Source organism: Oleiphilus sp. HI0043 (assembly GCF_001634935.1).
The window spans coordinates 1-21,210 of the sequence record NZ_LWEY01000667.1 but is presented as its reverse complement, the minus strand read 5'-3'; the positions used below and the strand labels follow the sequence as shown (position 1 = coordinate 21,210).

Here is a 21,210-nt window from a genome sequence, read left to right as displayed (position 1 = left end):
CAGGCTGGTAGTCTAGCGCCTTCAAATTACTTTAAGGAAGATGGCCACATGATGAGCTACCTTCAGTCTATCAATCAAGACCTACAAAATCGCATGCGTGACTGGGCAAACAAACCTCAGTCAGACGCTTCAGGCTTTGTCTCCAAAGTTCAAAGCACCGCAATGACGGCTCTGTTGACCAAGTTTGTTGGTCAGGCGATTCCTTTTGCGACGCGAAATGGTTTTAAAGTACTTGAGGTAAAGCGCGGCTTTTTGAAAGCAGGTATTCCCCTTAAGCCAAACAAGAATCACTTTAATGCCATGTACGCAGGCGCGCTATTTACCGTCGCCGAAATTCCTGGGGGCATTATTTCAATGCTGAGCTTTGATGAGCGTTTTTATCCTGTCTTAGTCGACTTAAAGATGGAATTCATCAAGGTTGCCAAAACTGATGTCACGGTTGAGTTTGGTTTATCTGACCAAGAACTAGCCCGCCTGGAAGAAGAAACCTTGGCAGAAGGCAAGAGTAGCTTTGTCCTGGAAGGTGAGGTTAAAGACGCTGAAGGTACGATAGTGGCGAAAAGCTACGCGAATTATCAGGTAAGAATGCGCTAAGTAATATTTGGGTCAGAGTTCAGTTGGCTTTTTTGACTCTGACCCGAATGGCACTTACTTAAGCTTGATTTCGCCCCGAAACTCATCATTCCCGCGCACAAGGTGAATTGCGCAGCAAGAGAGGGCCGCCTGGGCGGGGCGGGAATCCATTGTTTTTCAGCCGTTTGGCTGACCTAGAGAGTTAAAAAAGACTAGAAATCTTTAGGTTAGCGATAGTCATGGTCCTTCAATTTCATTGAGTTAGCCTCAAAACAATGGATTCCCTTGTTCAAGGGAATGACGCCATTTTCTCCTTAAGTAAGTGCCATTCGACTCTGAACCTCTTTATTTTTACCTCGTTTATTTCTTATATAGCCAGCCTTTTCTTACCAAATGCTTTTCGCCTTCTACGGCGAAGAAAACTACTAAAGCTAGTCCACAGCAGATCAATAACTCCGTCATGGGGAGTGCCTGAGTTTTAAACCATTCGTTACCTAGTGGCGTGTAAATAACAAGTAATTGCAGTGCGAGAGTACTGATCAATGCCGCAATTAAGGCCTTATTGGTAAAGAACCCGATAGAAAACAGAGACAAGGTTTCTGAACGAATTGCCATGACATGCATGAGCTGGGATAAAGTCAGCGTGGTAAATACCATTGATTGCCAGTAGTCGGGGCTGTACTCTAGGGCCCAATATTGGGCGAAGAGAGATAGTGCACCGATTAAAAAACCTATAAATACAATGTGTTGCCACATACCGTGAGAAAAAATACTTTCATTTGGTGGGCGTGGCGCTCTGGCCATGACACCTTTTTCTTTTGGCTCGACAGATAGGGCCAATCCAGGTAAACCATCGGTAACCAAGTTTATCCAAAGAATGTGGATAGGCAGCAGGGGAATAGGCATACCCAAAAAAGGTGCGAGCAGTAATACCCAAATTTCACCTGAGTTACTGGTCATCGTATATTTTATGAATTTTCGAATATTATCGAAGATTCGTCTACCCTGTTCGACTGCTTTGACGATGGTGGCGAAGTTGTCGTCGAGTAGCACCATATCAGAAGCTTCACGAGCTACGTCAGTGCCATTCTTCCCCATAGCGACACCTATGTGGGCATTTTTGAGTGCTGGGGCATCGTTCACTCCGTCTCCAGTCATTGCGCAATATTCGCCATTGCTTTGAATTGCATTTACCAGTCGGACTTTCTGCTCTGGTGAGACTCGCGCATAAACTTGCGTTGACTGAACAGTTTGTTGGAGTTCAATATCATCAATCGATGCCATATCAGCCCCGGTAATGACACTGGGGTGATGTTCACTGCTATTCGCTGACTCGTTAGCTGGAACCAGATCGAGTTGTTTCGCAATTGCCAAAGCTGTTGCAGGATGATCCCCGGTAATCATTATCGGTGTGATACCAGCTGTTTTACATTGTTGAACGGCCTCTTTGGCTTCTTCTCGGGGAGGGTCGATCAATGCGGCTAAGCCTAGGAAAGTCATCTGTGACTCAAGCGTTTCCTGATCGAAAGTGTCGCCGTCATTTAAGTTCTTCATAGCGAAAGCGAGTACTCGGTAGCCTTGTGTCGCAAGGTCTTCTGCAATATCTAGCCAGAGATCACGATCAAACTGCTGCACTTCTGCGGCTTGGGTAAAAGCTTGGCTACAGCAGGAAAGTACTGCTTCAGGTGCCCCTTTCGTATAAGAAATTAAGGGTGTGTGGGGTTCACCCATTAGCTTGTGTACAGTAGTCATACGCTTTCGGTTAGAGTCAAAGGCACACTCGGCAACGCGCGGAAGCGATTTCTCAAGTTCTGTTTTTAGGAAGCCAGCTTGGGCTGCGCAGTTGAACAAGGCTAGCTCTGTCGGTTCGCCACTAGACTGCTCTATCTCGCGACTAACCCTGACATCATTGTTGAGCGAGAGCACATGTGCAAGGTGCGAGCTTTGAGCCAAACTGTTCAGGGCGTAAGGTTTGCTTTCAGGTGTAATTAGCTTGTCTACGTGCATTTTGTTCTGAGTGAGAGTGCCGGTTTTATCAGAGCAGATGTAGCTAACCGAGCCTAAGGTCTCGACAGAAGGTAGGTTACGCATCAAGGCATTAATCTTGATCATTTTTGCTGCCCCTAAGGCTAAGGCAATACTTACAACAGCAGGTAGGGCTTCGGGAATGGCTGCCACAGCTAGGCTAATACCGGTTAGCAGCATTAATAACCAGGGTTCACCCCGAATAAGGCCAAGGACAATCACAACCAGGCATATAAACACAATACTGATAGCGAGACGCTTACTGAATAGGGCTAGCCTATTCTGGAGTGGCGTATGGCTCTGTTTAGCGCTTTTTAGCAATGAGGCTATTTTCCCCAGCTCGGTTTCCATGCCTGTGGCAGTGACAATGCATTGAGCTGAGCCCCTGTTGATCTGAGTGCCTTTGAATAGCATATTGCTGCGCTCAGCGAGCAAGGTATCTTCGTGTTCAAGTGCTTCGACACGTTTATCAACACCAAGAGATTCACCTGTCAGTGATGATTCATCACACTCAATATCCTTGCCCTCGACAAGGCGAACATCGGCAGGCACTACGTTGCCGGCCTCCAGGCTAATAATATCGCCAGGGACGAGTTGCGTGCTGGAAATAGTCTGCCATTTGCTATCGCGTAAAGTCAGCGTCTCGAGTGTCGCCATGGCTCTAAGAGAAGCCATCGCTTTTTCAGCCCGGAATTCTTGAAAAGCGCCCAATATTGCATTGAGGCCAATAATACAAAGGATAATAAGTGTATCCACGGCTTCACCGACTAGACCGGAAATCGCCGCCGCGCAGAGTAGCACCATAATCATTACATCCTGAAACTGAGCCATGATCACCTTCCACCAAGGGCGGGTGTTGGCCTGTTCCAGAATATTTTCTCCCTGTGTAGTTAAACGTTCCTGCGCTTCTTGTTTACTTAGGCCCTTTTCTATTATTGAATTCAGAGCTTCTGCGCATTCTTCAGTATTTAAGGTGTGCCACTTTGTTGACATAGATTCTAATCCTGTGGTCAGATTCTTTCTTCATAAGAATGATCTAATCATAAAATGATTTCTAGTGAATGACGATATTCAGTATTCACCAATCTTGATGCGGGTCACTTAAGAGCTCGAATCTAAAAGCTCTTTTTATAATTCAAGCCAGCCTTCGAGGCTTTGTCGTAAAAAGGGGAAGTGCTTGCGAAAGCGATTAAAGGTTTTGGGGCTTGGTGCCCTGTGTTTGTCGTCTGTGACCTTGCTGAGTGCTTGTTCTTCAGTTAGTTATTATTCACATTTGTTAAATGGCCAAACCTCTCTTTTGTGGAATCGAGAGCCTGTTGAGACACTGCTAGCGGATGATGAAACCTCTGAGGAGCTTCGAAAGCGTCTGATTTTATCTCAAGCGCTTAGAGATTTTGCCAGCAAGGAACTCAATCTACCAGTCGATGACGCATATACCAGTTATACAGACTTAGGCCGACGCTATGCGGTTTGGAATGTCTATGCTGCGTCTGAACTGTCTTTGGATGCTTATACTTGGTGCTACCCAATACTTGGGTGTTTGGCCTATAGAGGCTATTACGATCAATCTATGGCCAAAGCTGAAGCCTTGAGACTTGAAAAACAAGGCTTTGAAACTCGAGTGGGGGGCGTGCGGGCTTATTCTACCTTAGGTTTTTTTGACGACCCATTGTTAAGTAGTTTCATATTTACGGATGAAGTATATCTGGTCGAGTTGTTGATACATGAGATTTCTCATCGCAAGCTCTATATAAAAAATGATACTAAATTTAACGAAAACTTCGCTACGGCTGTTGGTACGATTGGCGCTGAGCTTTGGTATAAGAACCAAAGTCAAACACATAAATATCAAGAATATCAGCAAGCAAAAGCAGAGCAAAAGAAGTTAATGAGCTTTGTTTTGAGCTACAAAGATAAACTTCATGATGTCTACCAGGACGACTCATGGAGCGTAGAAAAAAAACGTAAAGAGAAAGATAAGCTGCTGAAGGAAATGAAACTCTCCTTTCAATCTCTAAAGCAGAAGCATGCTTGGGATAGTCGCTATGACCGCTGGGTGAATGAACTTAACAATGCCGGTTTTTCAACCTTATCGAACTATCAGGACTTGGTGCCAGGTTTTATCGCTTTATACCACAGGCTTGGTGAGGATTGGGATGCTTTTTATCAGGAGGTTGAGCGCTTGTCTGAACTTGATAAGTCACAGCGGCATGCGCATTTGAAGTCCTTAAGTGAAGCGATTGGAGAGCATCAATAAATGACACAGAATATTGTTTTGGCACTGGTGATAATTATCTCTCTCTGGGCGCATGTCTGGCTGTATTTATGGATGAAATTCAAAATGGACGAAGGTGTTATTACTCGCTGTCTAAAAGATGCCTCGGTAGACATGCAGAGTGACAGTATTGCTAAGCAAGTCGAGATGAGCGTCGAGCGAGTTGAGAAAGTTTGCCTCCGCAGCAAAGAGATTCAGGTAGGTGAGGGGCACGAGAAAATTATCTCACTATCAGTCACTGGAATTTAAGCAATAATTCCGTTTCGACTTAAGTGTTCGTCCAGGGTAGTGTGGTGAGGGATAGCCTTGCCTGATACCCAGTTAGCTGCTGCTTGCTCTCCAGTTAATGCTAAGACCTTTTGCTCTTTATCCCACTCGTCATTTGAAGCGCTCTTTAGATAAGCGAGTACGTCGTTGTTAGGGGTCTTCAAGCAAGACTTGATTACCAGTCCAGTAATTTCTTCGTATGTGCCTGGGCCACATTGGCCTGTGTTCGTTATAGCGCGGGTTGCCCCTATAAGGTAGAAAGCGCAGGCTTTTCTCAACCAAGCATACTTTTCGCCATGTATATCTCCATAGCGCTTTTTTAGGGGTAGAAGCTGCATACCTGCAAAAACTTGTGCTTCTTTGAGGATAGCCATTTTGTCCTCATATTTCACACTGGCTGAAGCATTTCCTACTAAAGGTTTACGCTCGTCAGTTTGTGTCATTTTTTTAGTATGGTTGAGAGGAGGGTAATCACGATAGAGTGAGCGAATTCTTACGAAGGTGATGATGAAAAGCAAAAAAACAAAGACTTCTGCCAAGTGGATAAGTGCGCTCATGAGTTTCTTCCTTGTAACTATAGATAAGCACTGGGCTCTATCATTCTGAAGACAGTCGGTTCTCGTTTGCATCATACAGACGCACGTAGTGTTAGAAAACAACTCTTTATTCTATAGAGACTGCGCTATCGAATACATAAAACCCTTATATATTTTTGAGAAGTGTGAGGTATTGCTTTTCTAGAGTGTAAAAAATTGCAATAAGTTCACGGTTTCCAGTATTCAAAATGTTTGTCATGGAATGAAAAGTGTATAATCTTCATTCTTAAATTTAATATATTTTTCATGTGCTTACGTGTCAGGTCAGCTTCGTAAAGCCTNTCCGCAACGCAGGGTTTACTGTATAGATGACGTATTATGAAGAAACAAGACATCAGTAGTAACAATAGATCGGGTGAGAGCCAGGTATCAGTGAAGCCAGAACCGGTGGATGAAAGCTGGGCGCTAGCTTTGCTTAATGAAGCACTCATCGAAGAGGCCGCAGAAACTACGATTGAAAGGGCTAAAACTACTGTTGGGAAAGCGGAACAAAACTGTGAGCTTTCAGATGACAGTGTTACCGAAAGTCTTAACGATAATGCTGAAGTGTTCTCGAAAGCGGTAGGCAGCAATGAATTGCCTGAACATTCGTCTTCAGAATCTCTGCAATTAATGTACAGACAACACAGCCTGTCTGCGGACTACGCTCATAGCAATGAGGTGCATAGAAGTGCTTCATTGTCTGCAATTCAAATGCAGCAGATTGTTTTTAATGAAGTTAAAAAATTTAATGCAGAATCAGAAAAGCTGGCAAACCGAAGTGGCAGAAATTGGCTGGCTCGCTTGATTGCAAAGTTTACCGGCAGGTCATGATTAGCTAATTACCTAGCTCGGTAAGGTCAACATAGAAAAGTCTTAAGTGTTAATTCTCTTCCAAGAAAGCCTGGATTCGTTTCTTACAATGCTTTGATAAACTTCCCGACAGATAAAGGGTAGGGTGTTCAGCGCTTTCTTCAAGAATTGAGTCAAGCAATTCGCTTTCATCATCATCTGATAAATTCACAATCCACATATTGATGCGGGTGTCGTCCTGAAGCTGTGCTTCGTTCATGCTGGAGTCAAAACAATGAATTTCTGCATCACAATATAGAGCGAGCTCTTTAGATAAGCTTTTAACATAGAGCTCTAATGATGCGTATACGCCGACGACTCTCTCGGTGCATTCTTCAACAAGTGGTGTAGGAATTGGTGCGTGCATTAATTCTTCGCTTAGCGCTTCTTCTTGGACGATCTCAGTTCTCTCTGTTTCCTCGCTTGCTGGTTCAAGGGCTTTCTCTGGTTCTAGAGTCCGAAGCTCTTCAAGTAATAGTTCAGCTTCGGCGCATATATCATCGAGAATCGAACCGTCCTCTAATAAAGGAGGCTTGCTTTCCTCAATGGAAGATAGCATTACATCTTCATTTTTTGCTTCTTCCGAAATATATACGCCAAAAGGGTTCAAAAGATCAGGTTTGGCGTGATTGTCGTCTTGAGATTGATGCGCTTCAGAGCCTAGAATTGGAATATGCAGGGCATCTTACTCACCAGTTGACCAGATATCTTCCGCATGAGCTGATGAGCCCGTTGGAATATTGACTTTCTTAAGGTCAGACTTGCTCTTAATGCTTTTACTGCCGAACATGTGAATATTCATGATAATGCCTGCAAACTTTAAAGTTAAACTATATTGGTTAATAGATGTTCATAACTAAAGCCTAGTCATTATTACGCAAAAGTAAGCTAAGGTTCTGCAAACAAATGTGAAATCTGGTTTTATGATGGAAGTAATGTGTCACATATTTGGATTATCTCGTGTTTTTGTATTGTGACTAGGTTCAAAATTCGAATAAACTGCGCTTCAGGCAGTATTGGAACTGCCGATAAAAGGGAATTGACAAGTTCATGCAGGGAATAGGGAGGTTCGCCGCAGTGTTTAAACGCCTAAAATTACATAAGAAACCAAAGCCAGATTTACGCTTTATTGACCCTGAAATATACCGGGCTCAGAGGCAAGCTCCCAAACGAAGCACTTCAATACCTTTCACTAGAAAAGGATATGACATAAAGCCGAACAATTTGTATTCGGATGTGTATTCAGGTTTATCGCAGTCAAGCGTCAAAACACACTCTACTAAAACATCTTTTTATCGGACTCGTGCAGGGAAACCTCTATCGGAACCTGAATCGTCGGATAGGCCTGTATACGTAAGTACTGAAAAGGATGAGGCTTTCTATCTGGAAGGTGTGAAAGCTTTGCCTCAAATGCTGGTAGAGGAAAGTCAAAAGCAGGAGCTCAAAGAGCATCCTCATATCGACTTATTTGATATGTTTGTTGCGCAGTCTGATAACGCGAGAGTAATCGTGGGTAATCAGCTCAGTATAGAAGACCGGTATCTTGGGCCAAACTATCTGTGTGAGCGTAGTCTAGGAATATTTTCTGACTCAAAAATGTATTCAGCTTTAATTAGAAAGGAGCTGAGTTCATACCGGGTAGATGTCCGCCACTTTAATCACCCTACTACCTTTGTTGAAAGTCGATATGAGTTCTATGACCGAATTTCTGCATGGATTCTGTTTTTGTCAGATGATTGTGATGAAGGCTTTATTGATCGTTTTCTGGACCGTTACTGTGATAAGCCAACTTTATTCCTGTGCCCCAAAATGAGCAGAAAGAATGCGACTGAGCGTGTGAAGGAATTTATTAATCAATATGGGCTTGAGGAAGAAGTCGATCTCTGCGACTCAGAGATTGAGTTAGTTTAGTGGTTTGTTCGAAAGTTATTTAAAACAAACTCTTCTATTGCTTCTTTAAGGTATAATGCTGCGAATTACTTTTTGGAGCCCAACCACCTCATGACTGAAGAAATTAACTACCAGAATAACCCTTTGCATGGCCTGGGTTTAAAGACGCTTGTGACAGAAATCGTTGATTTCTATGGCTTTCAAATCCTGCACGCATATTTGAATCTGAATTGCTTCAAGACAAATCCAAGTATCGAGTCCAGCGTTAAGTTTTTAAAGAAAACGGATTGGGCTCGTGAAAGAGTTGAAGCATTTTACCTTTACCAGTTTAAAAGTCTCCCTAAGGCTTCCCCTGAGCAGTTCGAATTGCCTCCTCGCGACCGTATTATTCCTGACGGACAAACTCCTGGTGAACCGGCAGAACTAAGCCTTGAAGATGCTGAGGAACTTAGGGAAAAACGAGAGCGAAAAGCTGCAGAAAGGCGAGGTAGTGGTGATAGCTTTTCGAGAAACAGGAAGTTTACCGCTTCGCCCTACACTAAATCTGGATCTGAAAAGACAAGAGATAAGCCTAATAGCGACAACGAAGAATCAGGCGCTAAGAAGCCGAGTAAGCCCTCTTCTGGTGCTATTGACCCATGGGCTAAGTGGAAGGAATAAGACTCGCGTCACATAATTGCTCCGTATGCTAAATGCGTGAATGATATACTCTCTTCTGAAAAGGATGACTCTTAAAACTCAATTAGTAAAACTTTAGTCTAAGGAAGACGGTTTTTTCTATCAAAAACAGTTTGCTGTTCTGCGTTCTCCCTTGTTCAAGCCTGCCACATAACAAGCTGAATTTTCCTCCACCTGTGGCACGAAAGTTCACTTGCCAGACGTGGTGGATTTTAATAATACGAAAATAAGAATATGAAGATCTTAATGTCTCAAAAGAACAAGCAAACTAAAGTGCCGAACACTTTCTTTATCTTCGTTATATTGGCTGCTCTGCTGAGCCAGTCGGGTTTGGTGATGTCGATGACTATTGGCTCGCTAAGCTATGACGCAGATGTTAATGCTAGCATTATTTCTGATAGCCGAAACAACCGGGATTGGCTACGCTGGGATGAACTGACTGGTAATACTTTGGAAGAAACGCGTGCGTTGACTCAAGGTGCTTACCAAGGTTGGTCTATTGCCAATTCGCTTGATGCCCAGCTGTTTATCGAAGCACTATTGCCTGCTTATAGGGCGACCACTTGTACTGCCTACTCGAGTGAAGGGTGTTGGACAGATAGAGATGTAACGCGAGACTATCACGAGTTAGTTGGCGATACCTTTACAACTGGAAGTGGTACTGACCTAGTCTTTTTTGAGTCTCATAAACCTGATTGGGCTGGATACATTATGACTCGCCAAGATAGGGCCTTAAAGACAGTCGAGAAGAAATCTGAGTTCGATCGTATCGATAACGCTAATCGTTTTGTAGATTCATACGAAGGTACAGGGTGGTTGTTATATAGAGACTGGCCAGTTGATTCAATAGAAGTGAATGAGCCTTCATCACTGTTTTTTAGTTTGTTCCCCTTACTAGGTTTATACAGGTTCGGACGTAAGCACTAGCGATTATAACGAATTGGGATCAGTGTAAAATGTTTTATACACTGATCCCAATGCCTTAAATAAAGCGAGCCCTAAAGTTTCGACCTTTTAGTTTTCCTTTTGAAATTTTCTCAAGCGCTTTGCGACTAACTTTGTGTTCAACCGCAACATAGGCTGAGAAGTCAAAGATATTAATCTTGCCTATCGATGTTGCTTCTATCGTCTTGTCGCCTGTCAGTGCGCCCAATATGTCGCCAGGTCTGACTTTCTGTTTCTTTCCACCGTCAATTTGAATTGTTTTCATTGGTGGGTAAAAAGGCTTTTTGGCAAGGACGTCTGCTGAAGGAAGTGCTTCTGCCACTATTTCTTTGTTCAGGTACTGTTCTAATCTATCTATGCGATAGCGTTCTTTTTCTGCGTAGAGTGTAAATGCCAAACCCTTACTACCTGCACGGCCTGTTCTGCCAACGCGATGAACATGGACTTCGGAGTCGCGTGCTATGTGAAAGTTTATGACAGCATCTAGATCTTTAATATCGAGACCGCGGGCCGCGACATCCGTTGCGACCAGAATTGAGGCGCTTTGATTAGAGAATCTAACAAGAGTTTGGTCTCGATCGCGCTGTTCCATATCACCATGTATCGCAATGGCGCTGAAGTTTCTATCATGTAAGGCATCTGCCAGGTCTTGGGTTTCTCGTTTGGTATTGCAGAAAATCACCGTTGATGGTGGTTGATACTGCATGAGAATACGATGAACTGCATCAATTCGCTCATCTTGATCTGGGAGTTCATAGAAGTGTTGCTCAATACTGCTGTCACTATGTGTTGACTCAACCTTTACCATGACCGGATCGGTGAGATATTGCGCTGCGATCGATTGAATCTGTTTTGGATAGGTTGCGCTTAACAGCAGAGTTTGGCGCTCTTCTGGTATATCTTCAATGATAGTATCCAAGGCCTCCTGAAAGCCCATGTCTAGCATTCTATCAGCTTCGTCCAATACCAGCGTGTCAACATTGTTGAGCTTCAGGTTACCTTTTCTAACGTGTTCTTCAACCCGGCCAGGAGTACCGACGATGATATGTGCGCCGTGCTCTAAAGAACCAACTTGAGGGCCAAAAGGCATGCCGCCACATAAGGTGAGAACTTTTATATTGTGAATAGCGCGGGCAAGTTTGCGAATTTCTTTGGCGACTTGATCGGCCAGCTCACGAGTAGGGCAGAGCACCAAAGATTGAATTCTGAAACGTTTTACGTCTAGCTTATTGAGTAGCCCAAGCCCAAATGCGGCAGTCTTTCCTGAGCCCGTTTGACCTTGCGCGATGACATCTTTTCCCTCAATAATCAGGGGCAGGCTCTGCATTTGAATCGGTGTCATGGCTTGATAGCCTAATGAATCCAGATTGTCTAAAAGTTCTTTTTTTAGGGCTTGGGAAGAAAAAGCAGAGTCGCTCAAAATAATTGTCCTGATGTTGGAAAGCAGCAAGGCCCCTGTTTATCGAATACGGGCCTTAATAAGTGGCACATTCTAGTACTTGTCAGCGAAGTGTTCCATCTCTAGCTGAATTCTAACTAAGGAGGTTTCCCTATCATCTCATGAGACAACCTCATAACAAGGTTTGTATTCCTTATCACCCAGCTTCATTCGGCGCTGGTCGACGAACGTGCGCAAGAGCTTATCCAATGGCTCTATAATTTCCAAATCTCCAGTGATCTTGAATGAACCATGCTCTGCAATTGCTTTCAAACCTTGCTCCTTGACATTACCGGCAACAATTCCTGAAAAAGCTTTGCGTAAGTTTGCGGCAAGAATGTGAGGCTCCTGATTTTTGGACAGGTCTAGGTTTGCCATGTTGGGATGAGTGGGCTCGAAAGTTTTTTGAAACTGATGGTCGATATGAAGTTGCCAGTTGAAAAAATAAGCATCTTTTCGGGAGCGGCGATGTTTAAAGACCTTATGACAGGTTTGCACCATATGCTGAGCGACAGCACCGGGATTGTCAGTAATAATTTGATATTTCTCTTGTGCTTCTTCGCCAAGAGTTTGGCCAATAAAATCGTCAATCATCTTGAAATAGGCTTCGCTTTCTTTTCCGGCGGCAAAGACTAAAGGGAAGGGGGTCTTAGCGTTTTTGGGGTGAAGTAGAATGCCCAAAATATAGAGAATTTCCTCTGCCGTACCAACACCGCCAGGAAATACGATAACCCCGTGACCACAGCGCACAAAGGCTTCCAGGCGTTTTTCGATGTCTGGGAGTATAACTAGTTCATTGACGATAGGGTTTGGAGACTCGGCTGCGATAATTCCTGGCTCTGTAATGCCTATATAGCGCCGCTCTTCAAAATGCTGTTTGGCGTGGCCTATTGTGGCACCTTTCATGGGCCCCTTCATTGCGCCGGGGCCACAGCCGGTAATAATGTTTGCTTCGCGAAGGCCTAGTTGGTAGCCCACCTCTTTGGTAAATTCATATTCGCATCGATTGATAGAGTGGCCACCCCAGCAGACTATAAGCGGTGCTTGGGCGCCTTTGCGCAGCAAGTTGGCATTTCTAAGAATATGAAAGACTGCATCAGTGATGCCCTTGGAGTGTTCAAAGTCAAAATGCTGAGGGTCAAGCAGTTGGTTTTGAACGTAGAGCACATCTCTTAATACTGAAAAAAGTTGTTCCCGAATACCGCGAATCATCTTGCCATCAACAAAGGCTGAGCCAGGCGCATTTTCAATCAGCAGCTTGATACCACGAGACTGGCGTATAAATTTGATACTGAAATCTTTATAGCGCTCGATGATTTCATTGGTATCATCGACGGTGCTGCCGGTATTTAAGACCGCTAAAGCACAGCGCTTAAACAATTCATAGACCTTGGTTCTCGATAACTCGACTAATTGTTTTACTTCATAGGCAGAAAGGATTTCAAGGGAGCCTTCAGGGGAGACTGTGGCGTAGGGCATTGTCTCACAAGGTAAAATGTTGATACTGGGGTTATCGCTTATCGTGTGAGAGTTTTCTCGTGGAGCCGGTTTGTCGATACTCGCCATAATGTTACCTGCTTTAAATTGTTTAACTTTCTATGTAGCCTACTTGAGCATAGTTCACGCCTATGCTGCTTGGGTGACAATATCTAAGTTAATCGCTCACACCTTCATCGACAAAGCCGCTTTCATCATAAGAATAGAGCTTGATTTGAGCGTCATTCAAATGGGCCAAGCAGGTACCAAGTTGTCTCTTTGTGCGCTGTTTTAGTTGTATAAGCTGAGTCAGCAAGCTTTGGAAGGAGTCGAAATATTCTTCTTTAACGGTCATGACACCTGCCGAGAGAGATACAAAATCGAATAGGCGCATATGACCATTTCGGTCGGTGCTTTCGATACCACCTTGTTTGATGTCGTTATCCGAATAGAATTTAAGTACTTTGTGGTTGAACTCAGTGAAAACGGAGCGGAGTAATTCTTGCCACTCATCCTGAGGCATAATCAGTACAAAATCATCCCCACCGATATGCCCGGCAAAGCTAGCGCCTTGTTTAAGTTGCTTTCTTAGAATCTCGGCAAACATGATCAGTACTTCATCACCCCGGTTGTGGCTGTAATGATTGTTGAAGGGTTTAAAGTTTGCCAAATCGAGAAGCGCGATTGAGAAGGGAGTATCTTTATCCAGAAGTTCCATGACGCAATTCCCGATAGGGGTGTTCCCCGGGAGCATGGTCAGGATGTTTTCCTGGTGATCTGGTTTGACGCGCAACTGAGTGACCTTGCGTAATAGGTCGATGACCGTTCCGATCCCAAGAAAATGCTGCTCATTAGAGATAATAAAGTCATGCTCTGCATCTAATTGCGCGCGAGATGTGACCAGGCGGCTGACTTGCTCTATGCGCTGATGAGCGTCAACATGCAGCAAGTCTGAGCTCATTTCGCTTGAGATACACTTGGCTTGAACGACTTCTCGTCTCTGTCGCTTGGAATACTTGTTCATAAAGGGAGTGCGAAAGATAATGCCTTTTACTTTCTCATTCTCTACTACCGCAATGGAACTCATGTGAACATTGGCTTCAAGTAACTCAAAGACGCTTTGGATTGTGGTGCCGACTTCGACATGAGCTGTTGAAACAACCAAGTCGCAGGCCAAACTTTTTTGGTTGGTTTCTGCGAACAGTTCTTTGTCGAGTAAGTCATCGAGCTTGGGGGCGACGGGTGCTAACTGTGGTTTTTGAATTAAATAGCCTTGGACATTATGAACTCCTAGCTCATATAGCTTCTTAAGCTCTTTTTCTGTTTCGACCCCTTCAGCAATTAACACAGAACCAATCGAGCGGGCGACAGCTACCACTTCTTTGACCGTTTTTTGTTTGCTGGCACTACCATTTACGTTTTGAATGAAGCTGCGATCCAGTTTGATGTAATCTGGTTTTATTTCAGACCAGAGTTTATGTAACGACGCGCTTTCACCAACATTGTCTATTCCACTCAAATGGTCAACTGCGACCTCAAAGCCTTGCTCATGAAAAAAATGAACAGCTTCGATAAGCTCATTAATGTTATTGCTGGCATTCTTTTCATCAATTTCCAACACCATACGTGTTGATGGAACTCTATTGTCAGCAATGAGTTTTCCAACCTGATCCTTTAAACGACTACTGGCGATGAGCATTTCGTTGGATATGTTGATGAATAACTTGTTCTCCAGTTGAAGCTGGTCAAAGCTCTCGGCCGCTGTGTGTAGGCACATCAAGTCAAAAGGTTTTAAAATACCCGCTTCGGCAGCCGTATCAAACATTGCTGGCGTTTCTAAACCATTATCAGTCTCTGGCCCTCGTGAAAAGGCCTCCCAGCCGATGAGTTCACGCCGCTCGACATTAATGATCGGTTGGAACCAGCTGGTGATGTTATGGTGCTTCAGGATGTCTTTTACAACGAATTTTTTTTGCATGAGCTCAGGGGATATCATAGTTGTTCTTTATTAACTATTAATACTAGCAAACAATCTCTATTAGTCTTTTAATCTTTGCGGCTTATTGTAACGAGCTTTATTGAGTGTCAGTAAGAGTCGGTTTATAGAGTGAATACGTTATTTGACGTAGTCGAATTCGTCAATCAGCCAATACCCCCGAAGCAGTATATTTTTCATAATCGTTCATGAAGAGGCTATAACTCCAAATTTATAACAAGTGCCTCATTATCCAAGAGTCTTATTTTGAGGAAGGTAGAATCATGACAATGAAAAAAATGCTTAAAGGTTTAGTTCTTAGCGCAAGTGCTTCAGCATTTGCAATGAGCGCAATGGCTGCTGACACGATTAAAGTCGGTGTACTTCACTCTCTATCAGGCACTATGGCGATCAGTGAAACAACACTGAAAGACACGGTTCTAATGATGATCGAAGAGCAGAACAAAGAAGGTGGTTTGCTAGGTAAGAAGCTAGAGCCTGTTGTGGTTGACCCCGCATCGAACTGGCCATTATTTGCAGAGAAAACACGTGAACTGCTTACTAAAGACGAGGTTGACGTAATTTTCGGTTGCTGGACGTCATCTTCACGTAAAGCGGTTCTTCCTGTCATTGAAGAGTTGAACGGTTTGTTGTTCTACCCTGTTCAGTACGAAGGTGAAGAGTCGTCTAAAAATGTTTTCTACACAGGTGCTGCGCCAAACCAGCAAGCGGTTCCAGCCGTTGACTACTTGATGAATGACCTTGAGGTTGAGCGTTGGGTACTTGCAGGTACTGATTACGTTTACCCACGTACAACGAACAAGATTCTTGAGGCATACCTTAAGGCTAAAGGCGTTGCAGAAAAAGATATCATGATCAACTACACACCTTTCGGTCACTCTGATTGGCAGTCAATTGTTTCAGACATCAAGAAGTTCGGTAGCGCAGGTAAGAAGACAGCGGTTGTTTCAACAATTAATGGTGATGCAAACGTTCCTTTCTATAAAGAGCTAGGTAACCAGGGTATTTCTGCTGAAGATATTCCAGTGGTTGCATTCTCTGTTGGTGAAGAAGAACTGTCTGGTCTAGACACTAAGCCACTTGTTGGTCACTTGGCAGCTTGGAACTACTTCCAAAGCGTTGAAAGTGATGTAAACGAAGAGTTTATTGCAAACTGGAAGTCTTACATCAAAGACGACAAGCGTGTGACTAACGACCCAATGGAAGCGACCTACATTGGTTTCGAAATGTGGGCGAAAGCAGTTGAGAAAGCGGGTACTACTGACGTAGACGCAGTTGAGCAAGCTATCTTGGGTGTATCGGTACCTAACCTGACTGGCGGTACTGCTGTTATGAATACTAACCACCATTTGAGTAAGCCAGTTTTAATTGGCGAGATTCAAGAAGATGGTCAATTTGAAGTGGTTTGGGAAACTAACGGTGAAGTAATTGGTGATGCTTGGTCTAACTACCTACCAGGTTCTAAAGACCTAATTGCTGACTGGACTGACCCGGTTAAGTGCGGCAACTTTAATACTAAAACAGCTAAGTGTTCTGGTCAGAACTTCTAAGACCTGAGCTTTAGCTAGCCGGAAACATTTATTCGGCAACTTAAAAGGGGAGCACTGTCCGGTGCTCCTCATTTCTAAACCTACAACCCCGTAATTTCCCTATGATGTTTGGCTTCAGATCATATCTGAACAGACACAACAGGGAAGTTGCGTGTTAAATGAACCTAAAATGGAGTACAGCGGTGAGAATCCTGCCCTTTATTCTTGCGATAATGTTTAGCTTGGTGTTCAACCAAAGCTATGCGGCATCGAACGCCGAGAACAGTCCAAGCACTGTTGCGACAGCAATAGATAGCGAAACCCAAGCGCTCTTAAGCAAACTGACGAAAGCCAAGCTTAAGAAGATTATTCCGATCTTGAAAGACTTGGAAGCACACGCAGGGGAAACCTTGCTCCCCATGTTTCAGGTGATGCTAAAGGGGCAGCTTCATTATCTTAAGAAAGACCGTAACTCACTTATGTCGGTGAAAAAAGTTGATGGCGAAAAAGTCTTTCACGAAGTTTTCACCGGTGCTGAGTTAGAGCCATTGAAAAAGAAACTCTACAAGAAAGTTCGTGTGAATAACAAAGTGCGCTCTTATCTCCGTGGGGCAATTGCACGTATTCAGCTAAGTGCAAAGGACCCAGAGTTGCGTCTTTCAGCGCTCACTTCTTTACTATCAAGTTTGGATGAAAGCCTGATTGAAGCCATTCAAGCAGTGAAAGTGTCTGAGCAAGATGAAGAAGTATTGGAAATGATGGGGGTTGCACTTGCTATTTATGCCTTAGAAAACAGCAAAGTTCGCGAAGAACGACTGGCGTCAATTGAAACCCTGGCAGGTCGTTTGGAAAATGAGATTAAGAATCTGCTCGCCAAAATTGTTGAAAATGATAGTGATGAAGTCGTTGTGGCGGCGGCACAAAAGGCGTTAACACTGATTGAAGATCGAGTCGCTAACTTTCAGTTTGTCGATAAGCTCTTTTTCGGATTGAGCTTAGGTTCTGTCCTTTTGCTTGCTGCAATTGGCCTGGCAATTACCTTTGGCGTTATGGGCGTTATTAATATGGCGCATGGTGAGATGATCATGCTGGGCGCTTATACCACTTATGTGGTTCAGTTGCTGATGCCGAATGCTATCGACTATTCGATTTGGGTCGCTATTCCGGCAGCTTTCCTAGTGTCGGGCTTTGTTGGCATCTGTATAGAGCGAGGCGTAATTCGTCATCTTCACGGTCGTCCGCTTGAAACGTTACTGGCAACCTTTGGTATCAGTCTCATCTTGCAGCAATTGGTTCGCACCGTATTTTCTCCGCTCAACCGCCAAGTTGAAACGCCGAGCTGGATGAGTGGCTCCTTAGATATCAACCCTGTCTTATCGCTCACGATGAACCGCCTTTACATTCTTGCCTTTGCATTATTGGTGTTTGGTCTGTTGTTGTTGATCTTAAATAAGACCTCATTGGGGTTGAATGTTCGTGCGGTTGCTCAGAACCGTGACATGGCAAAAGCCATGGGTATTCGCACAGACTGGGTCGATGCAATGACTTTTGGTTTAGGTTCAGGTATCGCCGGTATGGCGGGTGTGGCTTTGAGTCAGTTAACGAACGTAGGGCCGAATCTCGGGCAAGCTTACATTATCGACTCCTTTATGGTCGTTGTGTTTGGTGGTGTTGGAAACCTTTGGGGGACCTTGGTAGCAGGCTTCAGCTTAGGTATTGCCAATAAATTTCTTGAGCCGGTTACCGGTGCAGTATTGGCTAGCATCTTGGTATTGGTATTCATCATCTTGTTTATTCAGAAAAAACCGAAAGGACTGTTTCCACAGAAGGGGAGAGCGGCAGAATGAGTATTTTAAGTACGCTGTTTGATCGCGGATTAATGGGCCGAGAAGGTCAGCCGGGGAGTCGAACCTTTCCATTTGTAATTCTTTTACTCGCCATCACTTTCCTTGCCTCTATCGGTAACTTGGTGATGCCTGAAGGTTCAGTGTTTTATGTCAGCACCTATACCATAACTTTGCTGGGTAAGTACTTGTGCTACGCCATGCTGGCTTTGGCAGTTGATATTATCTGGGGCTATTGCGGTATTTTGAGCTTGGGTCATGGTGCATTTTTCGCGCTTGGTGGCTACGGCATGGGCATGTATTTAATGCGTCAGATTGGTGACCGTGGTGTCTATGGTCACCCTGAGCTACCTGACTTTATGGTCTTTCTGAATTGGCAAGAGCTACCTTGGTTCTGGCAGGGTATGGATCAATTCTGGTTTGCGATGATCATGGTGGCATTGGTGCCTGGCTTGCTAGCTTTCGTGTTCGGTTGGTTGGCATTCAGGTCTCGAGTCACGGGTGTATATCTATCGATCATGACGCAAGCACTGACTTATGCATTGATGCTGTCTTTCTACCGAAACGAGATGGGTTTTGGCGGGACCAACGGCTTAACAGATTTCAAAGAGATACTAGGCTTTGATTTACAAGCAGACAGCACGCGAATTGGTTTGTTTGTCGCCACCTCTGTCATATTGTGTTTAGTGTTGCTTGCGAGCCATGCGATATTTAAATCACGCTTTGGCAAGGTTATTGTCGCGATTCGTGATGGTGAAAACAGAGCACGTTTTATTGGCTATCGTACTGAGCGCTATAAAGTTTGGTTGTTCGTCTACTCAGCTGTGATTGCGGCAGTAGCGGGTGCCTTGTACGTTCCTCAAGTCGGTATTATTAACCCAGGTGAATTCTCACCCATTAACTCTATCGAAATGGTGATCTGGGTAGCAGTGGGTGGCCGAGGAACTTTGATTGGTGCAGTTATCGGTGCATTGTTAGTGAATTTTGCGAAGACTAAATTCACCGCGATTATGCCAGATGGTTGGTTATTCGCATTGGGTGCCTTGTTTGTCTTCGTTACGCTTTACTTACCAAAAGGCCTGATGGGCTTAATGGAGCAAATTAGAGACAAGCGAACGCTAAAGAAGAATAAATTAGAAACCGGGGAGACAGCATCATGAATGTATTGGATACAACTCGAGAAACGATGCGTCGAGACCAAGTATGGAGTTTCATGCGCGAAGACGATGTGCATGTTGATGTATCGAAGAACGTGATTCTCTATATCGAAGGCTTGTCAGTCAGTTTCGACGGCTTTAAAGCACTGAATGACATGAACCTCTATATCAATGATGGTGAACTTCGCTGCTTAATAGGTGCAAATGGCGCAGGTAAAACGACCTTGATGGATGTGATTACCGGAAAGACCCAATGTGACGAAGGCTCGGTTTATTTTGGTCAAACACATAACTTGCTGGAAAAAGATGAAGCAGAGATTGCTCAGCTAGGGATAGGTCGAAAGTTTCAAAAGCCCACAGTGTTTGAAGCGCATACAGTTCTGGATAACCTTGAGCTAGCGCTAAAAACAAACAAGCGCGTGCTGCCCACTTTATTTTCTACACTTAGTTCGGAAGAGATAGGCCGAATTGACCACGTATTGGAAACAATTGGCTTGAAAGAGCACCGTATGATGCTGGCAGGTTCCTTATCACATGGGCAAAAGCAGTGGTTGGAAATTGGTATGTTGCTCGCGTCTGAGCCACGTTTGCTATTAGTTGACGAGCCGGTTGCTGGCATGACGGCACAAGAAACAGAACGAACCGCTGAGCTGTTGAACTCTTTAGCGGGTGAACACACCGTCGTGGTCGTTGAACACGATATGGAATTTGTTCGATCAATTGCCAAAACCGTGACGGTATTGCATCAAGGCTCTGTATTGGCAGAGGGGACTATGGACGAGGTGCAAAATAATAAAGATGTAAGGGAAGTGTATTTGGGTGATGAAACGGGTGATGAGGCTTAATTATGATTTCAATAAACAAGGTTAATCAGCATTACGGCGGCACTCAAATCCTTTGGGACTTGGACATGCAGATCGAGCCAGGTTCACGCACTTGTATCATGGGCCGTAATGGTGTCGGTAAAACTACCTTACTTAAGGCCATCATGGGACTGCTTCCCGTCACCAATGGCGAAATATTAATGGATGGCCAGCCTTTGCAGGGAAAAACAGCCGAAGCTCGAGCACCCGCAGGTATTGGCTATGTGCCGCAGGGACGGGAGATCTTTCCATTACTAACCGTTGAAGAGAATTTACGTGTGGGTTTGCCTATTCGCAAGGGACGTTTAAAAGGTCAGGAAGGCGCGGGTGAAATTCCTCAGAAAATTTTTGATCTATTCCCTGTGCTAGGCGAAATGATGCATCGCCGCGGTGGTGACTTATCGGGTGGCCAGCAACAGCAGTTGGCCATTGGCAGAGCGCTGATTATAGAGCCTAAGGTGTTAATTCTGGATGAGCCAAATGAAGGTATTCAGCCTAACATTGTTAAGCAAATTGGCGATGTTGTGATGAAGTTAAATGAAGAAGAAGGCTTGACGGTTATCCTTGTAGAGCAGAAACTTGGCTTTGCTCGACGCGTTGGACAATCCTTTAGGCTAATGGATAGAGGCCGTGTCGTGGCCAATGACACGATGGATAAGCTGAGTGATGACTTGATTAGTAAGTACTTGGCTGTATAAAGAGGTTATTACTCTCTCTACACTCTTTTTTATCGTTACCCACAGACATTTCCATAAAACGCTGTCATTCCCGCCTTCGCGGGAATGACGGGGGTCTTTGGAATGACGGGGGTCTTTGGAATGACGGGG

General features: G+C 44.3%; 18 protein-coding genes. 12 read left to right on the top strand and 6 right to left on the bottom strand.

Annotated elements, in window-relative coordinates:
• Nucleotides 1–48: 48 nt before the first annotated feature.
• The gene (locus A3729_RS08020) at nucleotides 49–594 is read left to right on the top strand and encodes a PaaI family thioesterase (RefSeq protein WP_082865366.1); all 546 of its coding nucleotides are present in this window, start codon (nucleotides 49–51) and stop codon (nucleotides 592–594) included.
• A 339-nt stretch (nucleotides 595–933) separates the two neighbouring features.
• On the opposite strand, the gene A3729_RS08015 is transcribed toward A3729_RS08020, so the two are convergent.
• Nucleotides 934–3,591, bottom strand: coding sequence for a cation-translocating P-type ATPase (locus tag A3729_RS08015; protein WP_068511635.1), 2,658 nt, complete (start codon nucleotides 3,589–3,591; stop codon nucleotides 934–936).
• Nucleotides 3,592–3,775: 184 nt separating this feature from the next.
• Here A3729_RS08015 and A3729_RS08010 point away from each other — a divergent pair, with 184 nt between their 5' ends.
• Nucleotides 3,776–4,855 carry an aminopeptidase gene (locus A3729_RS08010; protein ID WP_068554289.1) on the top strand — a complete coding sequence of 360 codons (1,080 nt, stop codon included), beginning with the start codon at nucleotides 3,776–3,778 and terminating at the stop codon, nucleotides 4,853–4,855.
• Complete coding sequence (locus tag A3729_RS08005) at nucleotides 4,856–5,122, top strand: hypothetical protein (RefSeq protein WP_068507777.1); 267 nt, start codon at nucleotides 4,856–4,858, stop codon at nucleotides 5,120–5,122.
• Here A3729_RS08005 and A3729_RS08000 read toward each other — a convergent pair.
• Complete coding sequence (locus A3729_RS08000; protein WP_068507775.1) at nucleotides 5,119–5,697, bottom strand: hypothetical protein; 579 nt, start codon at nucleotides 5,695–5,697, stop codon at nucleotides 5,119–5,121. The two genes, A3729_RS08005 and A3729_RS08000, sit on opposite strands and share 4 nt — an antisense overlap.
• Nucleotides 5,698–6,054: 357 nt before the next feature.
• Between A3729_RS08000 and A3729_RS07995 the strand changes: the two genes are divergently transcribed.
• Entirely contained in the window at nucleotides 6,055–6,549 is a 495-nt protein-coding gene (locus tag A3729_RS07995) for a hypothetical protein (RefSeq protein WP_068554286.1), read from the top strand.
• Between the two features lie 49 nt (nucleotides 6,550–6,598).
• On the opposite strand, the gene A3729_RS07990 is transcribed toward A3729_RS07995, so the two are convergent.
• A complete protein-coding gene (locus A3729_RS07990; protein ID WP_156490600.1) occupies nucleotides 6,599–7,126 on the bottom strand; it encodes a hypothetical protein in 528 nt (175 codons plus the stop codon).
• A gap of 665 nt (nucleotides 7,127–7,791) precedes the next feature.
• Between A3729_RS07990 and A3729_RS07985 the strand changes: the two genes are divergently transcribed.
• From A3729_RS07985 to A3729_RS07975, 3 genes are all read left to right on the top strand, one after another.
• A complete protein-coding gene (locus tag A3729_RS07985; RefSeq protein WP_156491795.1) occupies nucleotides 7,792–8,478 on the top strand; it encodes a hypothetical protein in 687 nt (228 codons plus the stop codon).
• Between the two features lie 90 nt (nucleotides 8,479–8,568).
• Nucleotides 8,569–9,117 carry a VF530 family DNA-binding protein gene (locus A3729_RS07980; protein WP_068633590.1) on the top strand — a complete coding sequence of 183 codons (549 nt, stop codon included), beginning with the start codon at nucleotides 8,569–8,571 and terminating at the stop codon, nucleotides 9,115–9,117.
• A gap of 264 nt (nucleotides 9,118–9,381) precedes the next feature.
• Entirely contained in the window at nucleotides 9,382–10,062 is a 681-nt protein-coding gene (locus tag A3729_RS07975; protein ID WP_068554282.1) for a hypothetical protein, read from the top strand.
• 55 nt (nucleotides 10,063–10,117) lie between these two features.
• Here A3729_RS07975 and dbpA read toward each other — a convergent pair whose 3' ends face one another.
• The 3 genes from dbpA to A3729_RS07960 form a co-directional block, all read right to left on the bottom strand.
• Entirely contained in the window at nucleotides 10,118–11,500 is a 1,383-nt protein-coding gene (dbpA, locus tag A3729_RS07970) for an ATP-dependent RNA helicase DbpA (RefSeq protein WP_068554281.1), read from the bottom strand.
• A 138-nt stretch (nucleotides 11,501–11,638) separates the two neighbouring features.
• Nucleotides 11,639–13,084 (bottom strand): nucleotide 5'-monophosphate nucleosidase PpnN, encoded by a 1,446-nt coding sequence (ppnN, locus tag A3729_RS07965; protein WP_369808630.1) that lies wholly within the window; start codon nucleotides 13,082–13,084, stop codon nucleotides 11,639–11,641.
• A gap of 88 nt (nucleotides 13,085–13,172) precedes the next feature.
• Nucleotides 13,173–14,972 carry a GGDEF domain-containing protein gene (locus A3729_RS07960; RefSeq protein WP_197475679.1) on the bottom strand — a complete coding sequence of 600 codons (1,800 nt, stop codon included), beginning with the start codon at nucleotides 14,970–14,972 and terminating at the stop codon, nucleotides 13,173–13,175.
• A 287-nt stretch (nucleotides 14,973–15,259) separates the two neighbouring features.
• On the opposite strand from A3729_RS07960, the gene urtA reads away from it, so the two are divergent.
• From urtA to urtE, 5 genes are all read left to right on the top strand, one after another.
• Nucleotides 15,260–16,540 carry an urea ABC transporter substrate-binding protein gene (urtA, locus tag A3729_RS07955; protein WP_156490602.1) on the top strand — a complete coding sequence of 427 codons (1,281 nt, stop codon included), beginning with the start codon at nucleotides 15,260–15,262 and terminating at the stop codon, nucleotides 16,538–16,540.
• 212 nt (nucleotides 16,541–16,752) lie between these two features.
• A complete protein-coding gene (urtB, locus tag A3729_RS07950) occupies nucleotides 16,753–18,366 on the top strand; it encodes an urea ABC transporter permease subunit UrtB (RefSeq protein WP_156490601.1) in 1,614 nt (537 codons plus the stop codon).
• On the top strand, nucleotides 18,363–19,523 hold the full coding sequence (urtC, locus tag A3729_RS07945; protein WP_082880368.1) for an urea ABC transporter permease subunit UrtC: 1,161 nt from the start codon (nucleotides 18,363–18,365) through the stop codon (nucleotides 19,521–19,523). Before urtB ends, urtC begins: the two co-directional genes overlap by 4 nt.
• The gene (gene urtD / locus A3729_RS07940; RefSeq protein WP_068513015.1) at nucleotides 19,520–20,365 is read left to right on the top strand and encodes an urea ABC transporter ATP-binding protein UrtD; all 846 of its coding nucleotides are present in this window, start codon (nucleotides 19,520–19,522) and stop codon (nucleotides 20,363–20,365) included. Before urtC ends, urtD begins: the two co-directional genes overlap by 4 nt.
• Nucleotides 20,366–20,367: 2 nt before the next feature.
• Nucleotides 20,368–21,081 (top strand): urea ABC transporter ATP-binding subunit UrtE, encoded by a 714-nt coding sequence (gene urtE, locus A3729_RS07935; protein WP_068513012.1) that lies wholly within the window; start codon nucleotides 20,368–20,370, stop codon nucleotides 21,079–21,081.
• Nucleotides 21,082–21,210: the final 129 nt, after the last annotated feature.

Coding starts and splice junctions, on each gene's coding strand:
- A3729_RS07960 (WP_197475679.1), bottom strand. CDS start 14,972: ATGCAAAAAAAATTCGTTGTAAAAGACATCCTGAAGCACCATAACATC.
- ppnN (WP_369808630.1), bottom strand. CDS start 13,084: ATGGCGAGTATCGACAAACCGGCTCCACGAGAAAACTCTCACACGATA.
- A3729_RS08000 (WP_068507775.1), bottom strand. CDS start 5,697: ATGAGCGCACTTATCCACTTGGCAGAAGTCTTTGTTTTTTTGCTTTTC.
- urtC (WP_082880368.1), top strand. CDS start 18,363: ATGAGTATTTTAAGTACGCTGTTTGATCGCGGATTAATGGGCCGAGAA.
- urtE (WP_068513012.1), top strand. CDS start 20,368: ATGATTTCAATAAACAAGGTTAATCAGCATTACGGCGGCACTCAAATC.
- urtA (WP_156490602.1), top strand. CDS start 15,260: ATGAAAAAAATGCTTAAAGGTTTAGTTCTTAGCGCAAGTGCTTCAGCA.
- A3729_RS08015 (WP_068511635.1), bottom strand. CDS start 3,591: ATGTCAACAAAGTGGCACACCTTAAATACTGAAGAATGCGCAGAAGCT.
- urtD (WP_068513015.1), top strand. CDS start 19,520: ATGAATGTATTGGATACAACTCGAGAAACGATGCGTCGAGACCAAGTA.
- urtB (WP_156490601.1), top strand. CDS start 16,753: ATGTTTAGCTTGGTGTTCAACCAAAGCTATGCGGCATCGAACGCCGAG.
- A3729_RS07980 (WP_068633590.1), top strand. CDS start 8,569: ATGACTGAAGAAATTAACTACCAGAATAACCCTTTGCATGGCCTGGGT.
- A3729_RS07990 (WP_156490600.1), bottom strand. CDS start 7,126: ATGCTATCTTCCATTGAGGAAAGCAAGCCTCCTTTATTAGAGGACGGT.
- A3729_RS07995 (WP_068554286.1), top strand. CDS start 6,055: ATGAAGAAACAAGACATCAGTAGTAACAATAGATCGGGTGAGAGCCAG.
- A3729_RS08020 (WP_082865366.1), top strand. CDS start 49: ATGATGAGCTACCTTCAGTCTATCAATCAAGACCTACAAAATCGCATG.
- A3729_RS08005 (WP_068507777.1), top strand. CDS start 4,856: ATGACACAGAATATTGTTTTGGCACTGGTGATAATTATCTCTCTCTGG.
- A3729_RS07975 (WP_068554282.1), top strand. CDS start 9,382: ATGTCTCAAAAGAACAAGCAAACTAAAGTGCCGAACACTTTCTTTATC.